This window comes from Streptomyces sp. NPDC093065 (assembly GCF_044754585.1).
In the GTDB taxonomy this organism is placed as follows: domain Bacteria; phylum Actinomycetota; class Actinomycetes; order Streptomycetales; family Streptomycetaceae; genus Streptomyces.
In genome coordinates this window covers 253511-278145 of record NZ_JBIVPJ010000003.1, presented here as the reverse complement: position 1 = coordinate 278145, position 24635 = coordinate 253511, and the positions used below count along the sequence as shown (strand labels likewise).

At 73.2% G+C, this 24635-nt stretch carries 23 protein-coding genes; 16 read left to right on the top strand and 7 right to left on the bottom strand.

Going from position 1 to position 24635, the window contains the following annotated elements; all coding sequences use genetic code 11:
- The first annotated feature begins 66 nt into the window (after positions 1 to 66).
- Positions 67 to 912: an RNA polymerase sigma factor SigF gene (locus tag ACIQFU_RS07200; RefSeq protein ID WP_402549633.1), complete on the top strand. Its 846-nt coding sequence runs from the start codon at positions 67 to 69 to the stop codon at positions 910 to 912.
- Between the two features lie 45 nt (positions 913 to 957).
- Here ACIQFU_RS07200 and ACIQFU_RS07195 read toward each other — a convergent pair whose 3' ends face one another.
- Positions 958 to 1992, bottom strand: coding sequence for a Ku protein (locus ACIQFU_RS07195; RefSeq protein ID WP_402550019.1), 1035 nt, complete (start codon positions 1990 to 1992; stop codon positions 958 to 960).
- Positions 1993 to 2238: 246 nt separating this feature from the next.
- Here ACIQFU_RS07195 and ACIQFU_RS07190 point away from each other — a divergent pair, with 246 nt between their 5' ends.
- On the top strand, positions 2239 to 3360 hold the full coding sequence (locus ACIQFU_RS07190) for a lipid II:glycine glycyltransferase FemX (protein ID WP_402549631.1): 1122 nt from the start codon (positions 2239 to 2241) through the stop codon (positions 3358 to 3360).
- A 25-nt stretch (positions 3361 to 3385) separates the two neighbouring features.
- Positions 3386 to 4087, top strand: a complete 702-nt coding sequence (locus ACIQFU_RS07185) for a type 1 glutamine amidotransferase (RefSeq protein WP_402549629.1) — start codon at positions 3386 to 3388, stop codon at positions 4085 to 4087.
- A 31-nt stretch (positions 4088 to 4118) separates the two neighbouring features.
- On the opposite strand, the gene ACIQFU_RS07180 is transcribed toward ACIQFU_RS07185, so the two are convergent.
- Positions 4119 to 5285, bottom strand: coding sequence for a GDSL-type esterase/lipase family protein (locus ACIQFU_RS07180; protein WP_402549627.1), 1167 nt, complete (start codon positions 5283 to 5285; stop codon positions 4119 to 4121).
- 194 nt (positions 5286 to 5479) lie between these two features.
- Between ACIQFU_RS07180 and ACIQFU_RS07175 the strand changes: the two genes are divergently transcribed.
- The 7 genes from ACIQFU_RS07175 (at position 5480) to ACIQFU_RS07145 (ending at position 11732) form a co-directional block, all read left to right on the top strand.
- A complete protein-coding gene (locus tag ACIQFU_RS07175) occupies positions 5480 to 6418 on the top strand; it encodes a GlxA family transcriptional regulator (RefSeq protein ID WP_402549626.1) in 939 nt (312 codons plus the stop codon).
- Positions 6419 to 6497: 79 nt separating this feature from the next.
- Positions 6498 to 7103, top strand: a complete 606-nt coding sequence (locus ACIQFU_RS07170) for a DUF488 family protein (RefSeq protein ID WP_402549624.1) — start codon at positions 6498 to 6500, stop codon at positions 7101 to 7103.
- A 30-nt stretch (positions 7104 to 7133) separates the two neighbouring features.
- The gene (locus ACIQFU_RS07165) at positions 7134 to 8090 is read left to right on the top strand and encodes a hypothetical protein (protein ID WP_402549623.1); all 957 of its coding nucleotides are present in this window, start codon (positions 7134 to 7136) and stop codon (positions 8088 to 8090) included.
- 88 nt (positions 8091 to 8178) lie between these two features.
- Positions 8179 to 8520 carry an SCO0607 family lipoprotein gene (locus ACIQFU_RS07160; RefSeq protein ID WP_402549622.1) on the top strand — a complete coding sequence of 114 codons (342 nt, stop codon included), beginning with the start codon at positions 8179 to 8181 and terminating at the stop codon, positions 8518 to 8520.
- Positions 8521 to 8674: 154 nt separating this feature from the next.
- Positions 8675 to 9505, top strand: a complete 831-nt coding sequence (locus tag ACIQFU_RS07155) for a hypothetical protein (RefSeq protein ID WP_402549620.1) — start codon at positions 8675 to 8677, stop codon at positions 9503 to 9505.
- A 64-nt stretch (positions 9506 to 9569) separates the two neighbouring features.
- On the top strand, positions 9570 to 10433 hold the full coding sequence (locus ACIQFU_RS07150) for a DMT family transporter (RefSeq protein WP_402549619.1): 864 nt from the start codon (positions 9570 to 9572) through the stop codon (positions 10431 to 10433).
- Positions 10434 to 10469: 36 nt separating this feature from the next.
- Positions 10470 to 11732, top strand: a complete 1263-nt coding sequence (locus ACIQFU_RS07145; RefSeq protein ID WP_402549617.1) for an arginine deiminase — start codon at positions 10470 to 10472, stop codon at positions 11730 to 11732.
- Between the two features lie 11 nt (positions 11733 to 11743).
- Here the strand turns inward: ACIQFU_RS07145 and ACIQFU_RS07140 are convergent, their stop codons facing one another.
- Positions 11744 to 12028 (bottom strand): hypothetical protein, encoded by a 285-nt coding sequence (locus ACIQFU_RS07140; protein WP_402549615.1) that lies wholly within the window; start codon positions 12026 to 12028, stop codon positions 11744 to 11746.
- Between the two features lie 283 nt (positions 12029 to 12311).
- Between ACIQFU_RS07140 and ACIQFU_RS07135 the strand changes: the two genes are divergently transcribed.
- The gene (locus ACIQFU_RS07135) at positions 12312 to 12770 is read left to right on the top strand and encodes a hypothetical protein (RefSeq protein ID WP_402549614.1); all 459 of its coding nucleotides are present in this window, start codon (positions 12312 to 12314) and stop codon (positions 12768 to 12770) included.
- A gap of 27 nt (positions 12771 to 12797) precedes the next feature.
- Here ACIQFU_RS07135 and ACIQFU_RS07130 read toward each other — a convergent pair whose 3' ends face one another.
- Together ACIQFU_RS07130 and ACIQFU_RS07125 are read right to left on the bottom strand one after the other, a co-directional pair.
- A complete protein-coding gene (locus ACIQFU_RS07130) occupies positions 12798 to 15173 on the bottom strand; it encodes a glycoside hydrolase family 65 protein (protein ID WP_402549612.1) in 2376 nt (791 codons plus the stop codon).
- A complete protein-coding gene (locus ACIQFU_RS07125) occupies positions 15170 to 17560 on the bottom strand; it encodes a phosphoketolase (RefSeq protein ID WP_402549610.1) in 2391 nt (796 codons plus the stop codon). The genes ACIQFU_RS07130 and ACIQFU_RS07125 overlap by 4 nt, the downstream gene beginning before the upstream one ends.
- A gap of 439 nt (positions 17561 to 17999) precedes the next feature.
- On the opposite strand from ACIQFU_RS07125, the gene ACIQFU_RS07120 reads away from it, so the two are divergent.
- Both ACIQFU_RS07120 and ACIQFU_RS07115 read left to right on the top strand, forming a co-directional pair.
- Complete coding sequence (locus ACIQFU_RS07120; RefSeq protein WP_402549609.1) at positions 18000 to 19382, top strand: rhodanese-like domain-containing protein; 1383 nt, start codon at positions 18000 to 18002, stop codon at positions 19380 to 19382.
- Positions 19379 to 20122: a sulfite exporter TauE/SafE family protein gene (locus ACIQFU_RS07115; RefSeq protein WP_402549608.1), complete on the top strand. Its 744-nt coding sequence runs from the start codon at positions 19379 to 19381 to the stop codon at positions 20120 to 20122. Before ACIQFU_RS07120 ends, ACIQFU_RS07115 begins: the two co-directional genes overlap by 4 nt.
- Positions 20123 to 20144: 22 nt before the next feature.
- On the opposite strand, the gene ACIQFU_RS07110 is transcribed toward ACIQFU_RS07115, so the two are convergent.
- Positions 20145 to 20423, bottom strand: coding sequence for a metal-sensitive transcriptional regulator (locus ACIQFU_RS07110; RefSeq protein ID WP_102930309.1), 279 nt, complete (start codon positions 20421 to 20423; stop codon positions 20145 to 20147).
- Between the two features lie 98 nt (positions 20424 to 20521).
- Between ACIQFU_RS07110 and ACIQFU_RS07105 the strand changes: the two genes are divergently transcribed.
- From ACIQFU_RS07105 to ACIQFU_RS07095, 3 genes are all read left to right on the top strand, one after another.
- Positions 20522 to 21121 carry a rhodanese-like domain-containing protein gene (locus ACIQFU_RS07105; RefSeq protein WP_402549607.1) on the top strand — a complete coding sequence of 200 codons (600 nt, stop codon included), beginning with the start codon at positions 20522 to 20524 and terminating at the stop codon, positions 21119 to 21121.
- 108 nt (positions 21122 to 21229) lie between these two features.
- Positions 21230 to 21871: a TetR/AcrR family transcriptional regulator gene (locus ACIQFU_RS07100; RefSeq protein ID WP_402549606.1), complete on the top strand. Its 642-nt coding sequence runs from the start codon at positions 21230 to 21232 to the stop codon at positions 21869 to 21871.
- A gap of 54 nt (positions 21872 to 21925) precedes the next feature.
- Positions 21926 to 23542 carry an MDR family MFS transporter gene (locus tag ACIQFU_RS07095; RefSeq protein ID WP_402549604.1) on the top strand — a complete coding sequence of 539 codons (1617 nt, stop codon included), beginning with the start codon at positions 21926 to 21928 and terminating at the stop codon, positions 23540 to 23542.
- A 78-nt stretch (positions 23543 to 23620) separates the two neighbouring features.
- Here the strand turns inward: ACIQFU_RS07095 and ACIQFU_RS07090 are convergent, their stop codons facing one another.
- Positions 23621 to 24625 (bottom strand): hypothetical protein, encoded by a 1005-nt coding sequence (locus tag ACIQFU_RS07090; RefSeq protein ID WP_402549603.1) that lies wholly within the window; start codon positions 24623 to 24625, stop codon positions 23621 to 23623.
- Positions 24626 to 24635: the final 10 nt, after the last annotated feature.

Here is a 24635-nt window from a genome sequence, read left to right as displayed (position 1 = left end):
GGGGTAGGCGACCGGTCGTCGGCCGACAAGGTGACAACGACGACCGATCCACTGGGAGGGCACATCATGACGACGACGACCGCAGAGGCCACCGAGCACGCCACGACGGGCATGCCGGAGATCGCGGACCCGTCCAAGGTGGCGCCCCGGGACGCGCGGGAGTTGTCGAAGCTGTTCTTCGAGCAGCTGACCGTGCTGGAAGAAGGCACGCCGGAGTTCCAGTACGCGCGCAACACGCTGATCGAGATGAACATGTCCCTGGTCCGCTTCGCGGCCGGCCGCTTCCGCAGCCGCGGGCCGGAGGAGATGGAGGACATCGTCCAGGTCGGCATGATCGGCCTGATCAAGGCCATCGACCGGTTCGAGCTGACACGTGAGGTGGAGTTCACCTCCTTCGCCGTGCCCTACATCGTCGGCGAGATCAAGCGGTTCTTCCGGGACACCTCGTGGGCCGTGCACGTGCCCCGGCGTCTGCAGGAGGCGCGCGTCCAGCTCGCGCGGGCCACCGAGGAGCTGCGCAGCCGGCTCGGCCGCAATCCCACCACGCGGGAGCTGTCGGAGCTGATGAGCCTGCCGGAGGACGAGGTCGTCGAGGCCCGGCTGGCGGCCAACGGCTACAACTCCGCGTCCCTGGACGCCACCATCAACGGCAGCGAGGACGGCGAGTCGGCACTGGCCGACTTCATCGGCACCGACGACGCCTCCCTGGCCCTGGTCGACGACTTCCACGCGCTGGCTCCGATGATCGCCGAGCTGGACGAACGCGACCGCCAGATCATCCACTGGCGGTTCGTCGAGGAGCTGACCCAGAAGGACATCGGCGAGCGTCTCGGCGTCTCCCAGATGCACGTCTCCCGGCTGATCTCGCGGCTGCTGACCCGCCTGCGGGAGGGCATGCTCACCGAGTCCTGAGGCTCGGACGGCTCAGGCGCCTCCCGAGGCGCCGTCCGTCCCGGCTCAGGCGGCGGTCGTCTTCTTCTTCCGGCGACCGCCGGTGCCGCGGCCGCTGCCGCCGGCGCCGCCGCCGAGCGCGTCCACGAGTTGCCGGTGGCTCATCTTCGACCGGCCGGCGATGTTCTGTTCGCCGGCCCGCTGGTACAGCTCGGCCTTGCTCAGTTCCCGCAGCTCTTCCCGCTCCGACGGCTTCGGCCGGGCCCGGCGGGAGGGCGCGGCGGCCTTCCTCCGCGAGGTGGAGGAGCGCTTGCCGCCGGTGTCGTCGGCCTGCTCCAGGCTGCCGCGCAGGACCTCCATCAGGTCGACGACGTTGGTGGCCGCGGGCGCCTCCTCGGCGACCGCCACCTCCTCGCCCTCGGCCTTGGCCCGGACCAGCTCGCGGACCTTCTCCTGGTAGGTGTCGCGATAGCGGGCGGGCTCCCAGTCGCCGCTGAGGGCGTCGACGAGCCGCAGCGCCATGTCCAGCTCCTTGCCGCGCCCCACCCGGTCCGACGGCAGTTCCGGCAGCTCCTCGACGGGGTCGCGGACCTCGTCGGCCCAGTGCAGCGTCTGGAGCAGCAGGACCCTTTCCTCGGCGCGCAGGGCGGTCAGGTACTGCCGGTTGCCCATGACGAAGGTGGCGACCCCCACCTTGCCGGACTGGGCGAGGGCGGTGCGCAGCAGTTCGTAGACCTTGAGGTACTCCTTGCCGCGCGGGGCGAGGTAGTAGGTGCGGCCGAAGTAGGCCGGCTCGATCCGGTCCAGGTCCACGAAGTCGGTGATGTCGAGGGTGCGGGAGCGTCCCGGCGCGATCTCGTCGAGTTCCTCGGGTTCCACGACGACGTACTCGCCCTCGCTCACCTCGTAGCCCTTGACGATGTCGTCGGGGCCGACCTCCTTGCCGGTGCGCTCGTTGACCCGCCGGTTGCGAATGCGGTCCGAGGTGCCGCGCTGCAGCTGGTGGAAGTGGACCGTGTGGTCCTGGGTGGCCGTGAACAGGCCGACGGGCACCGAGACCAGTCCGAAGGTGATCACGCCCGTCCAGATCGCCCGCGCCATCGCCGTCCGCTCCCTGCCTGCCGCCCGCACCGCCCGGTGCCGCCACGCTGCCATCCGGCCGGCCACCCCGCGCGCCGGACGGGGCACACGGGTGGCCGGCGGGGTGACAGCGCGCGCATCGGCCGCGGCCGTTGTTCCCTGTGAGATGCGGGACGGCAACCGCGCCCAGCGCCCCGGCCGTCTCCCCGCCGGAGAGTCGACGAAGTCCGGACACCGCCGGAACAGATCCGAACAGAGGGACGCCCCATGAGCTGTCGCCTGAAGCCGATCACCCGCGAGGAGCATCTGCGATTCGTCACGGCCCGGCCTTCCGTGAGCCATCTGCAGGTCCCCTCCTGGGGCGACGTGAAGCCGGACTGGCGGGCGGAGAGCCTGGGCTGGTTCGACGAGGGCGGTGAACTGGTGGGGGCCGGACTGGTGCTGCTGCGCCCGCTGCCGCGGGTGAGGCGCTACCTGGCCTATCTGCCCGAGGGTCCGGTCATCGACTGGGCGGCGGCCGATCTGGAGCGGTGGCTGGAGCCGATGCTCGGGCACCTGAGGGAACGCGGCGCGTTCACGGTGCGGATGGGGCCCCCGGTGGTGGCCCGGCGCTGGAGCGCAGACGCGGTCAAGGCGGCGATCGCCGATCCCGGGGCCCGGCGGCTGGGCGACGTGGAGGCGACGGTGAGCGAGCCCGGCGCGGAGGAGGTCGCCGCGCGGCTGCGCCGGATGGGCTGGCGGCGTACCGGGGCGGGCGGCGAGGACGGCTTCGCCGCGGGCCAGCCCCGGTACGTGTGTCAGGTGCCGCTCGCCGGGCGCTCCCCGGAGGATCTGCAGAGCGGCTTCAACCAGCAGTGGCGTCGCAACGTCAAGAAGGCCGAGAAGGCCGGCGTCAAGGTCGTCCGGGGCGGCCAGGAGGACCTGCCCGCCTTCTACGAGCTGTACGTGGAGACCGCGGAGCGGGACCGGTTCGTGCCGCGCCCCCTCGCCTACTTCCAGCGCATGTGGACCGCGCTGACGGCCGAGGACCCGGACCGCATGCGCCTGTACCTCGCCCATCACGACGGCGAGGTGCTCGCCGCGGCGACGATGCTGACGGTGGGCGAGCACGTCTGGTACTCGTACGGCGCGTCCACCGGCCGTCGGCGTGAGGTGCAGCCCAACAACGCCCTCCAGTGGCGGATGATGTGCGACGCCCGTGAACTGGGCGCGGCCGTCTACGACTTCCGCGGCATCACTGACACCCTGGACGAGAACAACCACCTGCTGGGGCTGCTCCGCTTCAAGGTCGGTGCGGGCGGAGAGGCCGTCGAGTACCTCGGCGAGTGGGAATATCCGCTGAACAGGGTGCTGCACAAGGCTGTGGCCCTGTACATGGCGCGCCGCTGAGGGGCGTGCCGCGAGGGGGTGGGAGATGGCGCGGCTCCTGGTCGTGCAGAACCATCGGGGCGGCGGGCCGGGCCGGTTCGGCGACTGGCTGCTCGCGGACGGGGTGTCACCCGACGTGGTGCACGCCTACGCCGGTGCGCCGCTCCCCCGGCGTGCTGAGCACGACGGTGTGCTGGTCCTCGGTGGCGGCCACCTGCCCGACGACGACGTGCGCGCGCCGTGGCTCGCCGCCACCCGGGCTCTGGTGGCCGAGGCCGTGGAGCGGGGTGTGCCGGTCTTCGGTATCTGCCTGGGCGGGCAGCTCCTCGCCCAGGTCGCGGGAGGCACGGTGCGGGGTGAACACGGTGAGCCCGAGGTGGGCAGCACGCCGTTGACGCTGCGGCCGGAGGCCGGGTCCGACCCGCTCTTCCGGGGGCTGCCGGAGCGGGTGACGGCGGTCGAGCACCATGTGGACGCCGTCACCGCGCTGCCGCCCGGCGCCGTGTGGCTCATGGCGAGCGAGCGGTGCCCGTACCAGGCGTTCCGGGTCGGCGAGCGGGCGTGGGGCGTTCAGTTCCATCCCGAGGCGGGGGCGGACCGGGTCAGGTCGTGGGACGCCGGTCGGCTTCGCGCCCGGGGGCTGGATCCGGTGGAGCTCTCCCGCCGGGCACAACTCGACGAGCCCGCGTCCGAGGCGGTCTGGCGCGAGGTGGCCAGGCGCTTCGCCGCGGTCGTCGTCGGGTCGTGAGAGCGGCCGGTGTTGACCGGGTCGGTGGGGTTCAGCCCCGGAAGGCGCCCCGGTCGGTGAAGGCCAGCTTGGCGAAGCGTTCCCCCATGAGGCGGTGGGTGGCGGCGTCCGGGTGGATGCCGTCGGGCAGGGGCAGGTCTGCCGCGTCGGCCTCGCCGTAGAGTTCGCGGCCGTCGAGGTGGTACAGGTTCTCGTCGTCGGCGGCCCGCTCCGTCACGATCCGGTACAGCTCGTCCCGGATGACGTTCAGGGTGAGCTTCCCGCTCGCGCGTTCCGCCGGGTCGCCCGTGGCGACGAAGCGCACGCGTCCCCCCGCGAAGTCGGGGGCGAGGGGGCCGGGAGTGTCCTCGTGCACGGGGCACAGGACGGGCGAGACGACCAGCAGCGGTGCGCTGGGGTGGCCCTCCCGGACGGTGTCGAGGAAGCCGTGCACGGCGGGGCCGAAGGCACGCAGCCGCATGAGGTCGGCGTTGACCACGTTGATGCCGATCTTGACGCTGATCAGGTCGGCCGGGGTGTCGCGCATCGCCCGTGCCGTGAACGGGTCGAGCAGGGCGCCGCCGCCCAGCCCCAGGTTGACCAGTTCGACGCCGCCGAGGGAGGCGGCGAGGGCGGGCCAGGTGGTGGTGGGGCTCGCGGCGTCGGAGCCGTGGCTGATCGAGCTGCCGTGGTGCAGCCAGACCCGTCGGCCGGGGTCCGGGGCGGGCTCGACGGGGGCGTTGGCGCGCAGGGCGACGAGTTCGGTGGTCTCGTTGTGCGGCAGCCAGATCTCGATGTCCTTGCTGCCCGGGGGCAGGTCCGCGAAGCGGAGGGTGCCGGCCGGGCCGGGCTCGAAGGCGGTCGTGCCGGCGGTCATGCCGATGGTCAGGGTGTTGCCGCCCGCGACACTGGCCCGGCCCGCCGGACGGCCGTCGACGAGCAGGTCGTACACACCGTCGGGGCGCGGCGGGGCGCCGACGTGGACACGCTTGGTCGGCAGCGTGTCCAGTTCCAGGGCGGTGGCGCGGGTGCGCAGGGCCAGACGTACGCCGGAGGGCTGGGACTCGGCCATGGCCAGCTGGCCGTCGGTGTTCTGTGCGCGGGCCCGGGCGGGCAGCCGGTGGGGCAGCAGGCCGCGGTCGGTGCGCTCCAGGTCGAGGGCGCCCCGCAGGAGGGCCGGGGTGATCGGCGTGGTGATCCAGTCGTCCGTGGTGTTCATGTCGCCCTCCGGTGGTGGCGCGTCGTGCGGGGTCGCGCATTCCTTCGTCAATTCAGCATATACCTAATAGCATTAGGCAAAATAGTGGGCCTCGCAGGAACCGGGGCATGGCCTCCCGTGGCAGGAGTGACAGCGTTCGACGGGAAAACGCCACGGCCTGCGCTCGCCGTCCCACGGGGAGGTACGTTCCGGCCATGCACACCGTCGCCGTTCTCGCGCTGGACCGGGTGATCCCGTTCGACCTGTCCACCCCGCTCGAGGTCTTCACCCGCACCCGGCTCCCCGACGGCAGACCCGGTTACCAGGTCCGGGTGTGTGCCGAGCACCCCGAGACCGACGCCGGCGCCTTCACGCTGCGCGCGCCCCGGGGACTGGACGGACTGCGGGACGCTGACACGATCGTCGTCCCCGGTACGGCCGCCCCGACCGACCCGCTCTCCCCCGCCGTCCGCGACGCGCTGCGCACGGCCGCGGCGCGCGGCACACGGATCGCCTCCATCTGCTCCGGCACCTTCCCGCTGGCCGCCACCGGCCTGCTCGACGGTCTGCGGGCCACCACCCACTGGATCGCCGCCGACGCCCTGGCCGGTGCCCATCCGGACATCGATGTCGACCCGGACGTCCTGTACGTCGACAACGGTCAGATCCTCACCTCGGCCGGCGCCGCCGCGGGCCTCGACCTGTGCCTGCACATGATCCGGCGCGACTACGGCTCGGCGGTCGCCGCGCACGCCGCCCGGCTGTCGGTGATGCCGTTGGAACGCGAGGGCGGACAGGCCCAGTTCATCGTCCACGACCACGCCCCCGTGCCCCGCGGCTCCGCCCTGGAGCCCTTGCTGACCTGGCTGCGGGAGAACCTGGCCCGCGACCTCGCCCTCGCCGACATCGCCGCCCACGCCGGGATGAGCACCCGGACGCTGATCCGCCGCTTCCGCGAGCAGACCGGCAGCACCCCGCTGCAGTGGCTGCACCGCGCCCGCGTCCGGCAGGCGCAGCACCTCCTCGAGACGACGGAGCACTCCGTGGAACGCATCGCCTCCCAGGTCGGCTTCGGCTCCCCCACGGCCTTCCGCGACCGCTTCAAACGCACCACGGGGATCAGCCCGCACGCCTACCGGCGCGCCTTCGGCTGACGCCGCCGGGCCGCGCCCCGCCCGGGGGCCGGCTGCCGTCCGGGTCGCGATACGGCCCCGGTGACCGTAGACAGGAGGCATGGGCGCAGGCAGCGAGGGGACCGGCAACGACATGTCGCAGCCTCATCTGGTCACGGTCGGGCACGGTACCGCGGGGCGCGCGGAGCTGGCCGGGCTGCTGCGCGGTGCCGGTGTCACCTCCGTGGTCGACGTCAGGACCGCCCCCGGCAGCCGCCGCGACCCCGACCTGCTGCGGGACCGGCTGGCCCGGTGGATGCCCGAGGAGGGCCTCGCCTACCGGTGGGACCGGCGTCTGGGCGGCTTCCGCAAGCCGGCGCCCGACTCGCCCGACGTCGTCTGGCGCAACGCGTCCTTCCGGGCGTACGCGGGGCACACCCGGTCGCCGGAGTTCGTCGCCGCCATGGACGAGTTGCTGGCCCAGGCGGCACACGAGCGCACCGCGGTCATGTGCGGAGAGGCGGTGTGGTGGCGGTGCCACCGACGTCTCATCGCCGACTTCGCGGTACTGGCCCGCGGCGTCCCCTCGGACCATCTCATGCACGACGGCCGGCTGTCGGCCCACTCCCCCACCCCGGGCGCACGGCTGCGGCCGGACGGCCTGCTCGTCTACGACGACGAGGAGGCGGGGGCGCGGTCGGCCGGGCCGTCGTCGGGGCGGTCGTAGCGGTCCGGTCCGAGGCGGAGGCGGAGGGTCATGCAGCGCAAGGGCGGGCGTCGCGGGGAGACGGGCGGACCGGACGCGGGAGCGGTCGAGCAGGTCCTGGACGAGTTGTACGGCACGCCTCCGTCCGCGTTCGTCGCCCGCCGTGAGGAACGCGCCGCAGCCGCCAGGACGGCCGGTCGCAAGGAGGACGCCCGCCGTATCCACGCCGCCCGCCGGCCCACGCTCGCGGCCTGGGCGGCGAACCTGCTGACGCGCTCCCGGCCGGAGGAGGCCCGGCGGTTCCTGGAGCTGGGACAGGCACTGCGCGAGGCACACCGCACCCTGGACGCCGCCGGGCTCAAGGAGTTGTCGGCGCAGCGCCGGCGCATCGTGGCCGCCCTCTCCCGGCAGGCCGCGCAGCTCGCCGGCGAGGCCGGGCACCGGCTCCCCCAGGCGGCGCAGCGCGAGGTCGAGTCGACCCTGCGCGCGGTCCTCGCGGACCCGGACGCGGCCGACCGGTGGGCCGGGGGACGTCTGGAGGTCTCCCTGACCCCGCCGTCGGTCTTCCCCTCGGGCAGCGCTCCGGCACAACCCGCCCGGGACGGCCCGGAGCCGGCACCGCGCCCCGAGTCCTCCCGTGCCTCGCCGCAGTCCCGGGCGAAGGACGAACTCGCCGAGCGGCGCCGCAGACGCCGGGAGGAACTGGCCCGAGCCGAGCGAGAGGCGGAGCGTGCGGCGCGTCGGCTGCGGGAGGCACGAGCGGAACGGGCGGACGCCGAGGAGTCGCTTCGCGCCGCCGACGACGAACTCGCCCGTGTCCAGGAGGCGGTGACCGACGCCGAGGAGCGGCTGCGCGCGGCACACGAGGACCGCGGCCGGGCCGAACACGACCGGCGGGAGGCCGGGGAGCGGGACCGTGCGGCCGGGCGCGCACTGGCCGAGGCCGAGCGGGAGGCACGGGCGAGCACGCGCCGGGTGGACCATCCGGGCGGCCGGGGCGGGTCATGAGGCTCGTTCGATTGAGTACCCGTACTCATGAGGTGCTTCCCCCCACCGGGGGACGCCGACCGCACGATCCACCCACAGGGAGTCAACCGTGCCCGTCACCAATCGAGTTCACCGGCCGTCGGCCACCGCGCCCGGCGCCGGCGCCGTGCGATCCGTTCGCGCTCTGCTCCTGGCCGGTGTCGCCGCCGCGGCGGTCCTGACCGGCTGTTCCATGGAGGACGCCGTCTGCGGCGGTGGCGAGTACCCGGTCCTGAGCGTCGGCGGCACCGGCTCGGCGTGTGTGCCCAACGGCGAGGAGCCGCCCGAGGGTTACACCCGCTACCCCGAGGGCAAGGTCCCGGAACACGTGGGTGACGAGTGGGACACCTACTGGCGGACACACACCGTCGACGAGCACGGCAAGGTCGTGCGGGTGCCCGAGGGCGGGTGACCGCCGGTCTCCGCGGTCCGAACACACGCTCTGGGTTGCGGCGGCACATACCCCGACAACGGCCGTACGTGGTATACCGACTCGGCAGTGAACAGGGCAACAACCGGGGCTGTGCACCAGCCTTCACGGCCGTGAACTAAGGAGAGTCAACACCATGTCCGAGAGCACGACGCAGTCCGCCACGGAACTGGCCTCGCAGTACAGCGTCCAGGTGAATGACGACCTGGAGCGCAACGTCAAGGAGCAGGAACGTGTCAGCACGGAGATCACGGCTCTCCAGCAGCAACTGGCCGCGCTGCAACACGACCACGCCCTGCTGGTGAACATGCAGCAGGCACTCGGCATCACCTCGCCGCCCAAGGCGCCCGCGCCGGAGCCCGCGGCGGAGGCGGCCACCGTGCCGGCACCGCGCGGCGGCACCGCCGCGAAGCCGGCCACGGGCAGGCGGACACGGGGCAGGACGGCCACCACCGCGCCCAAGCGCGGCACCGCCGCGAAGCCGGGTGCCGCGCCGGCCACGAAACCGAACGCGAAGAAGGCCGCCAGGCCGACGGCCACGGCCAAGACGGCCACCGGGGCGGCCGGCAAGCCGGCCACGAAGCCGGCCGGCAAGTCGAGCGCCAAGACTGCCGCCAAGCCCACCGCCAAGCCCGCCGGAAGGGCCGCGGCGAAGAAGGCACCGGCCCGGGCCGCCGCGCAGCCCACGCTGGTGGAGCTGGTGCGCGAGCACCTCGCCGGACAGCGTGAGCCGCGCTCCGCCGCCGAGGTCGCCACGGCGCTGGGTGAGGCCCACGCCGGACGCACCGTCAAGACCACGGTCGTGCGCACCACGCTCGAGGGGCTCGTCGCCAAGAACCAGGCCCAGCGCACGAAGCAGGGCACCTCGGTCTACTACACGGCCACCGCCGCGCCCGCCGCCGCGTCCACGTCCGCGCAGAAGCAGGAAGCCGCGGCGGAGACCCCGTCCGAGCAGAGCCGCAGCTGAGCAGCCCCCGGCACCCGGCGTGACGCGACGCGCGGCCGGGTGGGAACGGGGTGAGTATCGGTGGATGGGTGTTGTACTGCCGGTGCTCTTCGCACTCCTCGCCGCGTTCAGCAACGCGCTGGCCACCGTGCTCCAGCGGCGCGCCGCGCTGAGCGTGCCGCAGTCCCAGGGCTTCCGCCCCGGGCTCGTCCTCGACCTGCTGCGGCGGCCCGTGTGGCTCGGCGGCATGCTGGCGGTGGTGGTGGCCGGTGTGGGACAGGCGGTGGCCCTGGCGACGGGGCCGCTGTCACTCGTACAGCCCCTGTTCGTACTGGAACTTCCGCTGGCCCTGCTGCTGGCCTCGCTGCTGACCGGCAACCGGCTGCCGGATGTCATGTGGCTCGCCGTGGGCGGGGTGGTCGTGGGGCTCGGTGTCGCGCTGGCCTCCGCCGCGCCGGACGGCGGGACGGCCGACGTGCCTCTGGACCGCTGGATGCCGGCCCTGGCGGCCTGCGCCGGGGCGGCCGTACTGCTGGCGGCGGCGGGTCTGAAGCGGCCCGTCGGCAAGGCCCGCGCCGGGTGCCTCGGCGCGGCCACGGCGGTGTGCTACGCGCTGACCGCGGCTTTGATGAAGGACTCCATGCGCGTCCTGGGCGCCGACGGCGTCGTCGGCTTCTTCACCGCCTGGCAGACCTACGGCTTCGCCGCGGCCGGGGTGTGCGCCGTGCTCCTGCTGGAGCACGCCATGCAGGGCGGTCCGCTCGTCGCCTCCCAGCCCGCGCTCACGCTGGGCGACGCGACGGTGAGTCTCCTGCTCGGCGTGGTCCTGTACCGGGAGGACGTACGCGGCGACTGGTGGGTCGTGCCGCAGCTGCTCGGGGTGTCCCTCGTCGTCGTGGGGGTCCTCAGCCTGGCCAGGCGCGGCGCGGATCTGCGCACCGCCCAGTGAGGTGGAACAGTGGTCACCATCCTTCGAGGAGGCCGTGTGTCCAGTAACGAGAGCGCCGCGAGGCCCGCGCTCGGCGTCCATTCCGAGGTCGGCAGGCTGCGCAAGGTCCTGGTGTGTTCTCCCGGGCTGGCGCACCGGAGGCTGACCCCGACCAACTCCGACGAGTTGCTCTTCGACGACGTCATGTGGGTGGAGAACGCCCAGCGCGACCATGCCGCCTTCGTGGGCGAACTGCGCCGGCGCGGGGTGGAGGTGGTGGAACTGCACGACCTGCTGGCGCAGATCATGGCGATCCCGGTGGCGAAGGCGTGGCTCCTGGACCGGAAGATCGTCGCCAACCGGGTCGGCACCGGCCTCGTCGACGCGACCCGTGCCTACCTGGAGACGCTGTCGCCGAGGGAACTCGCCGAGTACCTCGTCGGCGGGCTGGCCACCGCCGACCTGCCCGAGGACTTCCGCTCCCCGCACCTCGCACTGGCCCGTGAGGCCACCGGCGCCCGCGAGTACCTGATGCCGCCGCTGCCCAACACCCTGTACACGCGCGACACCACCTGCTGGCTGTACGGCGGTCTCACCCTCAATCCGCTGTACTGGCCGGCGCGGCACGACGAGACGCTGCTGATGAAGGCGATCTACGCCTTCCACCCGGACTTCAAGGGCTCGACGGTGTGGTGGGGCGACCCCGAGCGGGACTGGGGCCAGGCCACCCTCGAAGGCGGTGACGTCATGCCGGTGGGCAACGGCGTCGTCCTGATGGGCATGAGCGAGCGCACCTCGCGGCAGGCCATCACCCAGGTCGCCGCCGCGTTGTTCCGCGACGGGGCCGCCGGCCACGTCGTCGTCGCCGGGTTGCCGAAGCTGCGGTCCGCCATGCACCTGGACACGGTGTTCACCTTCGCCGACCGCGACGTGGTGACCCTCTACCCGCGCGTCATGGACGCGGTGCGCACCTTCTCGCTGCGCCCCGGCGACCGGGCCCCCGGCTTCGACGTGATCGACGAGGGGTCGACGCCCTTCGTCGACGTCGTCGCCAAGGCCCTCGGGCAGCCGAAGCTGCGGGTGGTGGAGACGGGCGGCGACGCCTACGCCTCCGAGCGCCAGCAGTGGGACAGCGGCAACAACGCCCTCGCGGTGGAACCAGGAGTGGTGTTCACCTACGACCGCAACACCCTGACCAACGCGCTGCTGCGCGAGGCCCGGGTGGAGGTCGTCACCATCGTGGGCGCGGAACTGGGCCGGGGGCGCGGTGGGGGGCACTGCATGACGTGTCCCCTGGTGCGGGACCCCGTGGACTTCTGACCCCGCCGGCCTCAGCGGCAGAAGCCGTACGCCTGTTCCAGCCACCGGCGGAGCGCCGTGTGCACGCTGCCGGGGAGCAGGCTGAGCTGTTCGACGGCGGCCCGGTCCCCGGCGGAGGGCGCGATGCCGGCGGCGGTGAGCAGGGCGAGCAGGTCCAGGCGGCGCAGGTCGACGGGGTCGACGCGGCACGGGACGCGCTCGGCGGGGTCGGGCGGCTGGAGCAGGAAGTCGCCCCGGGTGTCGCAGGCGCGCGAGCGCGTCGGGGCGGCGGCGGTCGGAGCAGTCGTCGTGTGCATACCGCGGTCCTCCACTTGATGGGTCGCCCGGTTGGGGCGCCGTTCTTGACGGCATGAGACACCGCGGCGCCGACGGCGGTTGCGGAGGGCCGCGAGGACCACACGGCGGATGCAATCGGCGTCTTGTCGCACGAACCGGCCGGCCGGGCAGAAGCGCAGGCCGGCGGCCCCGCGGCCGCGTCCGCTGCGCCGTACGAGTGGTGCGTTCGCGGAGGCGGTCGTACGGTCGAACGGGGAAAGCGGGAAGCGGAGACAAGCGACCCCGAGACGGCCGGGAGCAGACATGGGCAGGAACCCGATGAGGGCAGCGGTCACACTCTGTGCCGCCGCCGCGCTGGCAGTACCCCTGAGCACGGCCTATGCCACACCGTCGGCGCAGCCGGCGGCGCGGACCCAGCAGACGCGGGATCCGGCGCTGGTCGACTGCTCCGGGCAGCCGCAGATCGGCCCGGAGTCGTACGTCCTCGCCTGCGGGGACGGCAACAGCCGCCTGGTCTCGCTGCGCTGGTTCCGCTGGGACCCGCAGGCCGCGGTGGGCCGGGGCACCAACGCCGTCAACGACTGCGATCCCTACTGCGCCGCGGGCGCCTTCCACTCGTACCCGGTGACCGTGCGGCTCGACATGCCGACGGGCGGGGAGCAGGGCGCCGGCGAGCGCCACTTCACCCGGATCACCCTCACCTACACCGACGGCAGGCCGGACGGATCGTCCCGCACGGTGACCTACCCCCTGCCCGGCTGACGGGCCGGGGGCCACCGGGCCGGCCGGTCAGTCCGGCAGCACCAGCCGGCAGGTGTCGCCGGGCTGGAGGCGCACCTCTCGGTCCGGCAGCCTGATGTCGATGGGCAGCGGGCCGGCGGCGGGCACGGCGATCTCCAGCCGGCCGTGCTCCAGCCGGAACCGCACGCCCCAGTGGCCCTGGTAGCGGACGGAGAACCCGTACGACGACAGCTCCGGCAGCGGCACCGGGTCCAGCCAGAGCGCGCCCGCTCGGGTCTCCAGGCCGGTCAGTCCGCGCTGGACGAGGTCGAGGGTGCCCGCCATGGCGCCGAGGTGGATGCCCTCGCCGGTGGTGCCGCCCTGGAGGTCGGCGACGTCGCCCTTGAGCGCCTCCTGGAAGTAGGCCCAGGCCTCGGCGCGGCGGGCGCGGGCCAGGATCCAGCCGTGGACGAGTCCGCTGAGGGTGGATCCGTGGCTGGTGCGGGCCAGGTAGTGGTCGACGGTGCGCTGCCAGGTCTCCTGGTCCAGGCGGTACCCCAAACGCCCGAAGAGGGAGCGGAGTTCGGCCGGGGAGAACAGGTAGCCCAGCATGAGCACGTCGGCCTGTTTGGACGCCTGGTAGTTGTTGACGCTGTCGTTCTCGGCCTCCAGGACGCGGTCCAGGCGCCGGATGTCTCCGTACCGCTCGCGGTAGCCCGCCCAGTCGAGTTCGGCGAGTTCGCCGTACCCCTCGAACTGGCTGACGACGCCTTCGTGGAAGGGGACGTGGAGGGTGCGGGAGACGCTGTCCCACTGTTCCAGTTCCGTGTCGTCCAGGGCGGTGCGCTCGACGAGTTCGCGGCGGCGGGGCTCGGGCAGGGCGTCGAGGACTTCGAGGGTGCGGGACAGGACCCAGGCGGCGGTGACGTTGGTGTACGCGTTGTCGTCCAGGCCGGGCCGGTCGGCGCCGGGGTAGGCCTCGTGGTACTCGTCGGGACCGACGACGCCCCGGATGCGGTACCGGCCCAGTTGCTCGTCCCAGATGGCGGAGTCGGCCCAGAAGCGCGCGATCTGCAGCAGCATCTCGGCGCCCTTGGTGTGCAGGAACTCGGTGTCGCCGCTGGCCTCGCAGTACTGCCACACGTTGTAGGCGATGGCGGAGCCCACGTGGTGCTGGAGGTGCGAGTGGTCGGGGAGCCAGCGGCCCGAACGCGGGTTGAGGTGCAGCTGCTGGGTCTCCTCGCGGCCGTCGCTGCCGCTCTGCCAGGGATAGAGCGCGCCGCGCCTGCCGATCGCGCGGGCGGCGGAGCGGGCCCGCTCCAGGCGGCGGTGCCGGTAGTGGAGCAGGGCGCGGGACACCTCGGGGAAGTGCAGGTTCAGGTAGGGCAGGACGAACAGCTCGTCCCAGAAGACGTGGCCGCGGTAGGCCTCCCCGTGCAGTCCGCGCGCCGGTACGCCCACGTCGAGGTCGGCGGTGTGCGGGGAGAGGGTCTGGAGCACGTGGAAAAGGTGCAGGCGCAGGATGCTGCCCGCCTCGCCGGGGACCTCCAGTTCGGCCCGGCGCCACAACTGGCCCCAGGCGGTGCGCTGGCTGACCAGCAGGTCGTCGAAGCCGGGGGCTTCGGCCACCCGTTCGACGGCGGCCTGGAGCGGGTCGCTGATCGCGGGGTCGCGCGAGGTGTGCAGGGCGACGACCTTGTCGACTACGGCGGTGCGGCCCGGTTCGGCGCGCAGGGCGGTGCGCTGCGTGACGCACAGGTGCTCGCGCGCGGCGGTCACCGGCGCGTCGGCGGTGGTGCGGGCGGCCAGCCCGATCCGGATGTCCGAGGTGCGGGTCCGGCAGCGCAGCCACACCGTGTCGTCGTCGGCGCTCCCGGTGTGCACGTGGACGAGGTGGGCGCCCTCCAGGTCTCGGTAGCGCGGCACCCCGGAGTTGGTGACTCCCCCGTCGAGGCCGGCCTCCACCTCCAGGTCGACCGGGCCGCCCTCGGCGGTGAACTCCGTGCGCAGGGCGCCGAGGTGGGGATCGGCCATGTGCACCAGCCGCAACTGGCGCACGGACAGCACACGTTCCCCGTCGAGCCCGAAGCGGGTGAGCCGTTCCAGGACGCCCGATTCCAGGTGCACGGTCTGGCGGTGGTCGAGCACGTCGGCGGTGTCCGGCGTGAGCCAGTCCCCTCCGGCGGGCCGGAAGCGCAGCGGCAGCCAGTTGGGGAGGTTGACCATGTCCTCGTTCTCCACCTCTCGTCCGGCGACGGTGGAGGTGAGGCGGTTGTAGCAGCCGGCCACGTAGGTGCCCGGGTAGTGCGTGTCGTCCGCGGCGCACTCGGGCAGGGCGCCGCGGGTGGCGAAGTAGCCGTTGCCCAGGGTGCACAGGGACTCGCGCAGCCGCTCCTCGGCGGCGTCGTAGTGGTCGTAGTCCCAGGTCGAGGGGGTCGCGGTCACCGCGAGTCCTCCCAGGTCCAGTCGGCGACCTCGGGCAGGTCCACGCCGTGTTCGCGGATCCAGTCGTGGTGCCGCTGCCGGGTGTCCTCCATCCGCTGCCGTACGGCGGCCGCGCGGACGGCGAGGCCCGGCACGCGGTCGATGACGTCCATGACGAGGCGGTAGCGGTCCAGGTCGTTGCCGACCACCATGTCGAAGGGTGTGGTGGTGGTCCCGATCTCCTTGTAGCCGCGCACGTGCAGGTGGGCGTGGCCGGTACGGCGGTAGGCGAGCCGGTGGATCAGCCACGGGTAGCCGTGGTAGGCGAAGATCACCGGTTTGTCGGCGGTGAACAGCCCGTCGTACTCGAAGTCGCTCATGCCGTGCGGGTGTTCGCCGCTGGGCAGCAGGCGGGCGATGTCGACGACGTTGACCACGCGCACGGCGAGTTCCGGCAGGTGGTGGCGGATCAGCTGGGCGGCGGCGAGGATCTCCTGGGTGGGTACGTCGCCCGCGCAGGCGAGCACCACGTCGGGTTCGCGGGTGCCGTCCTCGGTGCCGGCCCAGTCCCAGATGCCGGCGCCGCGCGCGCAGTGCGCCTTGGCCTGTTCCATGGTCAGCCAGTCGAAGCAGGGCTGTTTGCCGGCGACGATCACGTTGACGTAGTCCCGGCTGCGCAGGGCGTGGTCGGCGACCGAGAGCAGGGTGTTGGCGTCCGGCGGCAGGTAGACCCGCACGGCCTCGGGGCTCTTGTTGAGGATGTGGTCGACGAAGCCGGGGTCCTGGTGGGAGAAGCCGTTGTGGTCCTGGCGCCACACGTGGGAGGTGAGCAGGTAGTTGAGGGAGGCGATGGGCGCGCGCCAGGGCAGCCGGCGGGTCACGCGCAGCCATTTGACGTGCTGGTTGACCATCGAGTCGACGATGTGCACAAAGGCCTCGTAGCAGGAGAAGAGTCCGTGCCGGCCGGTGAGGAGATAGCCCTCCAGCCAGCCCTGGCAGGTGTGTTCGGACAGGATCTCCATCACCCGGCCGTGCCGGTCCAGGTCTTCGTCGACGGGCAGCGTCCGCTCCTGCCAGGCCTTGCCGCTGGCCTCGTAGACGGCCTGGAGGCGGTTGGAGGCGGTCTCGTCGGGGCCGACGAGGCGGAAGTCGCGCCGGTCCGCGGTGGCGTCCATGACGTCCCGGAGCAGGTCGCCGAGGACGCGGGTGGGCTCGTGCATGCTCGCGCCGGGTTCGTCGACGGGCACGGCGTACGTCTCCAGCGCCGGCAGGGGCAGCTCGCGCAGGAGGAGGCCGCCGTTGGCGAAGGGGGTGGCGCCCAGGCGGCGGTGCCCCTCGGGGACGGCGGCCAGGACGGCGGGCCGCGGGGCTCCGGCGTCGTCGAACAGCTCCTCGGGGCGGTAGGAACGCAGCCACTGCTCCAGCTGCGCCAGGTGCTCGGGGTTGGTCCGTACGGCGGACAGGGGCACCTGGTGGGCGCGCCAGGTGTTCTCCACGGGCAGTCCGTCGACCTCGGCGGGGCCGGTCCAGCCCTTGGGGGTGCGCAGGACGATCATCGGCCAGCGGGGGCGGCCGGTGGCGCCCTCCTCGCGGGCGGCCCGCTGGATGGCGGCGACGCGGTCCAGGGCGGTGTCCACGGCGCGGGCCATGGCGCGGTGGACGGCGGCGGGTTCGTCGCCGGTGACGTGGATCGGGTCGTGTCCGTAGCCGCGCAGGAGTTCGTCCAGCTCGGTCTCGGGGAGGCGGGCCAGGACCGCCGGGTTGGCGATCTTGTAGCCGTTGAGGTGCAGGATCGGCAGGACGGCGCCGTCGTGCACCGGGTCGAGGAACTTGTTGGAGTGCCAGGACGTCGCCAGCGGTCCGGTCTCCGCCTCGCCGTCGCCGATCACGCAGGCGACCACCAGGTCCGGGTGGTCGAAGGCGGCGCCGTAGGCGTGCGAGAGCGCGTAGCCCAGTTCGCCGCCCTCGTGGATGGAGCCCGGTGTCTCGGGCGCGACGTGGCTGGGTACGCCGCCGGGGAACGAGAACTGCTTGAACAGCCGGGCCATGCCGGCCGCGTCCCGGGTGATGTCCGGGTAGGTCCGGGTGTACGAGCCCTCCAGCCACGCGTTGGCCAGTACGGCGGGCCCGCCGTGGCCGGGCCCCCAGACGCACAGGGCGTCGAGGTCGCGGGCCTTGATCACCCGGTTGAGGTGGGTGTGGACCAGGTTGAGGCCGGGTGAGGTCCCCCAGTGGCCGAGCAGGCGCGGCTTGACGTGCTCGGGGCGCAGGGGTTCGGCCAGCAGGGGGTTGGCCATCAGGTAGATCTGGCCGACGGAGAGGTAGTTCGCGGCGCGCCAGTGGGCGTCCAGCTGGGCGAGCTCCTCGTCGGTGAGCTCGGGGGGCGCCTGCTGCGTGTCGACGGACATCGGTGGTCCTTCCGTGTCGGGACAGCCGGTCGGGGCGCGCGGGCACGGGGTGCCCGTGCACATCCCAACCCTGCGCCGACCGGGCGGGTACCCGAGAGGGCCGTTCGGGTCACGTGGTGTTCCGAACGGGTCACGGGACGCCGTTGCCGCGGTGCGGTGGGCGGCGGTGCGCGACGAGAGCAGCACGGCCGTCACCGGCGCCGACCCCGGTGTCGACCGTGCTGGTGCAGCGGGTACCCCAACTTCTGCGTCGTACACAGGAGTTGCCGGAGTTCTGCGGCGGATCTGCGGGACGGCGGCGCGGCGGGCCCGCGGTGCTCCGCAAGACGCTCCGGAAGACCCTCCGAACGACGCCCAGAATACCCCCCTGGGTATATCTGTTACGGTGGCCGGGAGAGATACCCCCGGGGGTAATTCGAAAGCGGAAGGAGAGCGCGCCGTGTTCTTTGTCGACGTCCTGGAGACCGAGGGACTGGGCAATCGCAGCTACCTGGCGGGCGGTCCCGGTTCGGCCGTGGTCGTGGACCCGCCGCGGGACATCGACCGCGTCGTCGCCGCGGCCGCCCGGCGCGGAGTGCGGATCACCGCCGTCGCCGAGACCCACGTCCACAACGACTACGTCACCGGCGGCCTGGAGCTGGCCCGCCTCACCGGCGCGCGCTACCTGGTGCCGGCCGGGGCCGAGGTGGCGTACGCGCGCGTGGCGGTGGCCGACGGCGACGTGAAGCCGGTCGACGCGGGGCTGGAGCTGCGCGCGGTGGCCACGCCGGGCCACACCCCGCACCACACCTCGTACGTCCTCCGGGAGGCGGGGCACGACGTGGCGGCCTTCACGGGCGGTTCGCTGCTGATCGGCACCGTGGGCCGGCCCGACCTCGTGGAGCCACGGCTCACCGAGGAGCTGGCCCGCGCGCAGCACGCCTCCGCGCACCGTCTCGCGGACCAGCTCGGGGACGCCGTGAGCGTGCTGCCCACGCACGGCTTCGGCAGCTTCTGCTCCTCCTCCGCCTCCGGCGGCGAGCACAGCACCGTCGGCGCCGAGAGGGCGGCCAACCCGGCGCTCGTCCAGGACGTGGAGACCTTCGTACGGGAGCTGCTGGCGGGGCTGGACGACGTGCCGGCGTACTACGCGCACATGGCGCCGGTGAACGCCGGCGGCCCCGCCCCGCTGGACCTCACCGAACCCCGGCGCGCCGACGCGGACGAAGTGGCCCGGCGTCTCGCCGCCGGCGAGTGGATCGTGGACCTGCGCTCCCGGGTGGCCTTCGCCGCCGGCCATGTCGCCGGGTCGCTCAACTTCGAGGTCGACGGACGGCTCGCGACCTATCTGGCCTGGATGGTCCCCTGGGGCAGGCCGGTGACGCTGCTCGCACACAGCGCGGACGACGTCGCCCGCGCCCAGCGCGAACTGGCCCGGGTGGGCATCGACCGCCCGGCCGCGGCGGCGGTGGGCTCACCGGCCGACTGGGTCAGGGAGGGGGACCGGCCCGCCTCCTTCCGCCGGGCCACCTTCGCGGAGCTGGCCGCGGCGCGGCGGCAGGACGGGGACGTGGTGGTCGTCGACGTGCGCCGGGCGGCCGAGCGCGCCCACGGGTGGGTCCGGGGCAGCGTGCATCTGCCCGTCCACGAGATCCACCGGCGCCTGGACGAGGTGCCGCCGGGCACGGTGTGGGTGCACTGCGCGGGCGGGATGCGCGCGGCGGTCGCCGCGTCCGTGCTGGACGCCGCCGGCCGGGAGGTGGTCGCGGTCGACGACGGGTTCGCCGCGGCGGCCGAGGCCGGTCTCCCGCTCGTGACGCCCTCGGACGACGCGGCCGCATGACGCCGCTCGTCCTCGCCCTGCTCGCCGGCGCCGTGGCCGGTGTGTCCCTGGGTGCGCTGGGGGCGGGCGGCAGCATCCTCACCGTGCCCGCGCTCATCTACCTGCTCGGCTTCACCCCGGCCGCGGCGACCACCGCGAGCCTGGTCGTCGTGATCGTCACGTCGGTCACCGCGCTGGTGGCGCACGCCAGGGCGGGCGCCGTGCGCTGGCGGGCCGGGCTGCTGTTCGCGGCGGCGGGTGTACTGCCCGCCGCCGCGGCCGGAGCCCTGTCGGCGCGGGTCCCGGAGGCGGTGCTGACGCTGCTGTTCGCGGCCCTGGCCGCACTGGCCGGCCTGCACATGCTGGGCCGGCGCACGTCACGCGGTAAGGGCACCGTGTCCGGGACGCGCGCGGCCGGGGCCGGGGCCGGCCTCGGCGCGGTGACCGGCTTCCTGGGGGTCGGCGGCGGCTTCCTCGCGGTGCCCGCGCTGGTGACGGTGCTGGCGGTGCCGATGGGCGCGGCGGTGGGCACGAGCCTGCTGGTGATCGCCGCCAACGCGCTGGTGGCCCTCGCGGGCCGGGCGTACACGGCCGTGCACCTGGACCTCGCGCTGCTCCTGCCGTTCCTGGCGACCGCGGTGCTCGGCGCGTGGGACGGCAGGCGGCTGGCGGCGAAGGTCTCCCCGGGGACGCTGCGGCGCGTCTTCGGCGCCGTGCTGCTCGCCGTGGCCCTGGCGATGGGCGCGACGTCGGTGCTGTGATCCGCGCCGCGCCCGGCGGGCGTCAGGCCAGGGAGAGGAAGAGCTTCTCCAGCCGGGCCCGCATCTGCGCCGAGTCCCGGACCTCCGGGTCCTCACTGGTCATGCACTGCTGCAGCCCCGTGGCGATGATCGAGAAGCCGGCCCGGTCCAGGGCACGGGAGACGGCGGCGAGCTGGGTGACCACGTCCTCGCAGTCGCGGCCCTCCTCGATCATCCGGATGACTCCCGCGAGCTGCCCCTGAGCGCGACGCAGCCGGTTGAGCGCCGACTTCAGTTCGTCGGCCGACATGTCGAGTTCCACGCTTCTCCCTCTCCTTCACCCGATACCCCACCGATCCCCACATACCCCCGCGGGTATCCTACCGCGCGGGGGGAGAACAACGAGAAAGGTCTCACTTCGTGATCAACCCCGTCGAACCCGCCGTCACCCCGGCCGGAACCACCGTGACCGTCGCAGCGGCGGCGGCCCGCCTGTCCGAGTTCACCGTCGTCGACGTCCGCTCCCCCGGCGAGCACGCCGGGGGCCACCTGCCCGGCGCGCACAACGTGCCGCTGGAACGCCTCGACGAGGGCGCCGACGCCCTGGCGGCGGCCGCGGCACGCGGACCGCTGCTGCTCGTGTGCGCCTCGGGCAACCGGTCCGCGAAGGGCTGCGCGCGCCTGGCGGCACGTGCCGTCGCGGCGGCCACACTGGAGGGCGGCACGAACTCCTGGGCGGCGGCCGGTCACCCCGTCGAGCGCCCGGCCGGGGCGCGTACGCCGTGGCCCATGGACCGGCAGGTGCGCCTCGCCGCCGGATCGCTGGTCGCCGCCGGTTTCGTGGCCGGCCGCTTCTGGCGCCCCGCGCACTGGCTGTCCGGCGCGATAGGCGCGGGGCTGGTCTTCTCCGGAGTGACCGACACCTGCGGCATGGCCGCGGCCCTGGCCCGGCTGCCCCACAACAGGCCCGGCGGCGGAACCGTCCCCTTCGAGGAGACGCTGGCTCGGCTGTCGGCCTGAACCGCTCTCCGTACAGCGGCCCGGGCCGAGCCGGAGAACAACGGGCGCCGACGACCCGGAAAGGTGTCGGCGCCCGTCAATTTTGCATGCCGTGCATCTTTGCATACCATGCAACTTATGTCGGAGAAGGGTGCCGCGGGGGGCGGTCTGCGGGAGCGGAAGAAGCGGGCCACGCGTGCCGCTCTGGCCGAGGCCGCGGTACGGCTCGCCGCCGAACACGGGGCGGAGAAGGTCACCGTCGAGGCGATCAGCGCCGCGGCCGGGGTGTCCGTGCGTACCTTCTTCAACTACTTCGACAGCCGTGACGACGCCTTCGTCGTCATCGACGACGACGCGGGTGCCCGTATGCGGCGCGCGGTCCTCGAAGCACCGGCCGAACTCTCCCCGCTGGCGGCCCTGCGTGAGGCCATGGCGGCGGAGCTGGCCGAGGCGGAGCAGCAGCACGAGCTGTGGCGGCTGCACGCCGAGGTCCTGCACGCCTCGCCGCACCTCCTGGCGCGCGGCGTCGGAGCCCACATGGCGGCCGAGGCTGACCTGGCCGACGCCATCGCCGAACGCCTGCGCGGGGCCGGCGACACGGGCGGCGCCGGGTCGGGGCTCTACCCGCGGCTGCTGGCCGCGGTGGCGGGCGCCGCGGTGCGCACCAGCATGGACCACTGGTCCGCCCATCAGGAGGAAGCCGCCTTCCTCGACGTCTTCCACGAGGTGTTCACCCTCCTCGCCGCCGGTCTCCCGGCACCCTCCGCGTAGCCTCCGCGCCCGGCTCGCGACCCCACAGGACCCACCACCACCGAAAGAGAAGCCGTGACCGCTGCACAGGCGCCTGCCGACGCGCCGCCCACCTCCATGAACCACCGGCAGATACTCCAGGCGATGTCGGGCCTGATGGCCGGCATGTTCGTCGCGATCCTGGCCGGCACGGTCGTGGCCAACGCGCTGCCCACGATCATCGCCGACCTCGGCGCGAGCCAGTCGTCCTACACGTGGGTCGTCACCTCGGAGCTGCTGGCGATGACCGCGACGGTGCCTCTGTGGGGCAAGCTCTCCGACCTCTTCAACAAGAAGCTGCTGCTCCAGCTGTCGCTGAGCATGTTCGTGGTCGGCTCGCTGCTGGCCGGCTTCTCGCACGGGGTCGGGCTGCTGATCTTCAGCCGGGTCGTGCAGGGCATCGGCGCGGGCGGTCTGACCGCGCTCGCGCAGGTCGTGATGGCCTCCGTCATCCCGCCCCGCCAGCTGGGCAAGTACGCCGGTATCTTCGGTGCCGTCTTCGCCGTGGGCACCGTGGCCGGACCGCTGGTCGGCGGCGTCCTGGTGGACACCTCGTGGCTGGGCTGGCGCTGGTGCTTCTTCATCGGCGTGCCGTTCGCGCTGCTCGCCATCGCGCTGCTCCAGCGCACCCTGCGCCTGCCCACCGTGAAGCGCGAGGTGCGCATCGACTGGCTCGGCGCCCTCCTGATCGTCGCGGGTGTCTGCGCGCTGCTCATCTGGGTGTCGCTGGCGGGCAACGAGTTCGACTGGGCGTCCTGGCAGACCGGTGCCCTCACCGGCGGCGGCGTGCTGATGCTGGTCGCGGCGGTGTTCGTCGAGGCCCGCACCGCCGAGCCGGTCATCCCGCTCGGCATCTTCCGGAACCGCACGGTCACCCTCACCACCGTCGCCAGCCTCCTGGTCGGTGTCGCCATGTTCGGCGGGACCGTCTTCCTCTCGCAGTACTTCCAGATCTCCCTGGGCAAGTCGCCGACCGTCGCCGGTCTGATGAGCCTGCCCATGATCCTCGGTCTGCTGGTGTCGTCCACCGTCGCCGGACAGGTGATCAGCCGGACCGGCAAGTGGAAGCGGTACCTGGTGGCGGGCGCGGTCGTCATGGCCGTCGGCCTGGCACTGCTGGCCACGATCGACGCCAAGACCGACTTCGGCCTGCTCAGCCTCTACATGGCGATCCTGGGCATCGGCGTCGGCATGCTGATGCAGAACCTGGTGCTGGCCGCCCAGAACGACGTGCCCGCCGCCGACCTGGGCGCCGCGACCTCCGTGCTGTCCTTCTTCCGCAGCATGGGCGGCACCATCGGCGTCAGCGTCCTCGGCGCGATCCTCGCCAACCGGGTCGCCAGTGAGACGGCCAAGGGCCTCAGCGACGCGGGCATCACCGTGCCGGGCGGTGCCGGCTCGGGCGAGGGCAGCGTCCCGGACATGTCCACGCTGCCCGCCCCGATGCGCGCGATCGTCGAGCACGCCTACGCCGTCGCCACGGCCGACCTGTTCCTGGTCGCCACGCCGTTCGCGGTGCTCGCGCTGGTCGCCGTCGTCTTCATCAAGGAGAAGCCGCTGAAGACCACCAGCGGCATGGAGCGTCTGGCCGAGGAGTCCGGCGGGGACCTCACCGTGCAGGTGGGCAAGGACCCGGCGGCTCCGGTCGCCTAGGCACCCGGCCGCAGCGGGGCCGCCCGTCCGATCCGGACGGGCGGCCCCGCTGTCTTGCACGGCGACGGAGGGTGCCCGTCAGCCCCGGGCCATCGCGATCGAGCCGGCCAGCCGCTCGCCCGCCTCGTAGACCATGTACGGCACGCCGTGGTCGGTGCCGAAACTCGGCGCCGCCGCGCGGCCGTTCTCCGGCGCGGAGCCGCGGGAGTCGTAGAAGACACCGAGGTGCCTGCGGAGCGAGAAGTCGTTTCCGACCTCGGTGATCATCAGGTCGCCGCCGCTCTCCTTGTCCTTGTTGTAGACGACGTACGTGGTGCCGCCGCGGTACAGCAGGTGCGGCCCGCCCACGTTGACCGCGCCGACGTCGCCGTGGCGCACCAAGGGCTCCTGGGCGAACGTCCAGGAGCGGCCGTCGGCGGACCATCCCCAGCCGATGTCGCGGTGGTTCGACGTGTTGTTGATCATGAAGACCATGACGTAGTGCGCGCCGCGCGAGGGCAGTTCGTGCGGGAAGACGCGCGCGTAGGAGGTCTCGGTGGTGCCGGACGGCAGCATCGAGGTGTTCAGCACGACCTTGTCGTAGGTGAAGTGGATGCCGTCGGTGGAACGGGCGAGCCTGGTCGTGGTGTTCTCGCCGTGGAAGTAGAGCCACATCTCCTTCCTCGCGGCATGCCACATCACGTGCGGCGAGGAGACGTGGCTGACGGAGTAGTGCGGCGACCACTGGTTGGAGACGATCGGGTTGTGCGGGTACTCCGTGAAGGGTCCCTCCAGCGAGTCGCCGTAGGCCAGGCAGATGCCGCCGGGGGCGTCGTGCGGGGCGTAGTACAGGTAGTAGCGGCCGAGCCGGCCGCTCGCCGGGAGCCGGTCGTAGACGCCCCGGACGGTCGGGAAGATGATCTCGCCGGTGGGGTTGTAGGCGAGCCGGGACGGGGTCAGCAGGGTGCGGACGTAGGTGTAGTCGGGGAAGCCGCCGGGTGCGGCGGAGGCGGCGGGCGCGGCGGTCGCGCCCAGGGCGAGGGCGGCGCCGGCGCCGGCCGTGCCCTTCAGGAACAGACGGCGGTCGAGGTGCGGCTCGTGCATGTCGACTCCT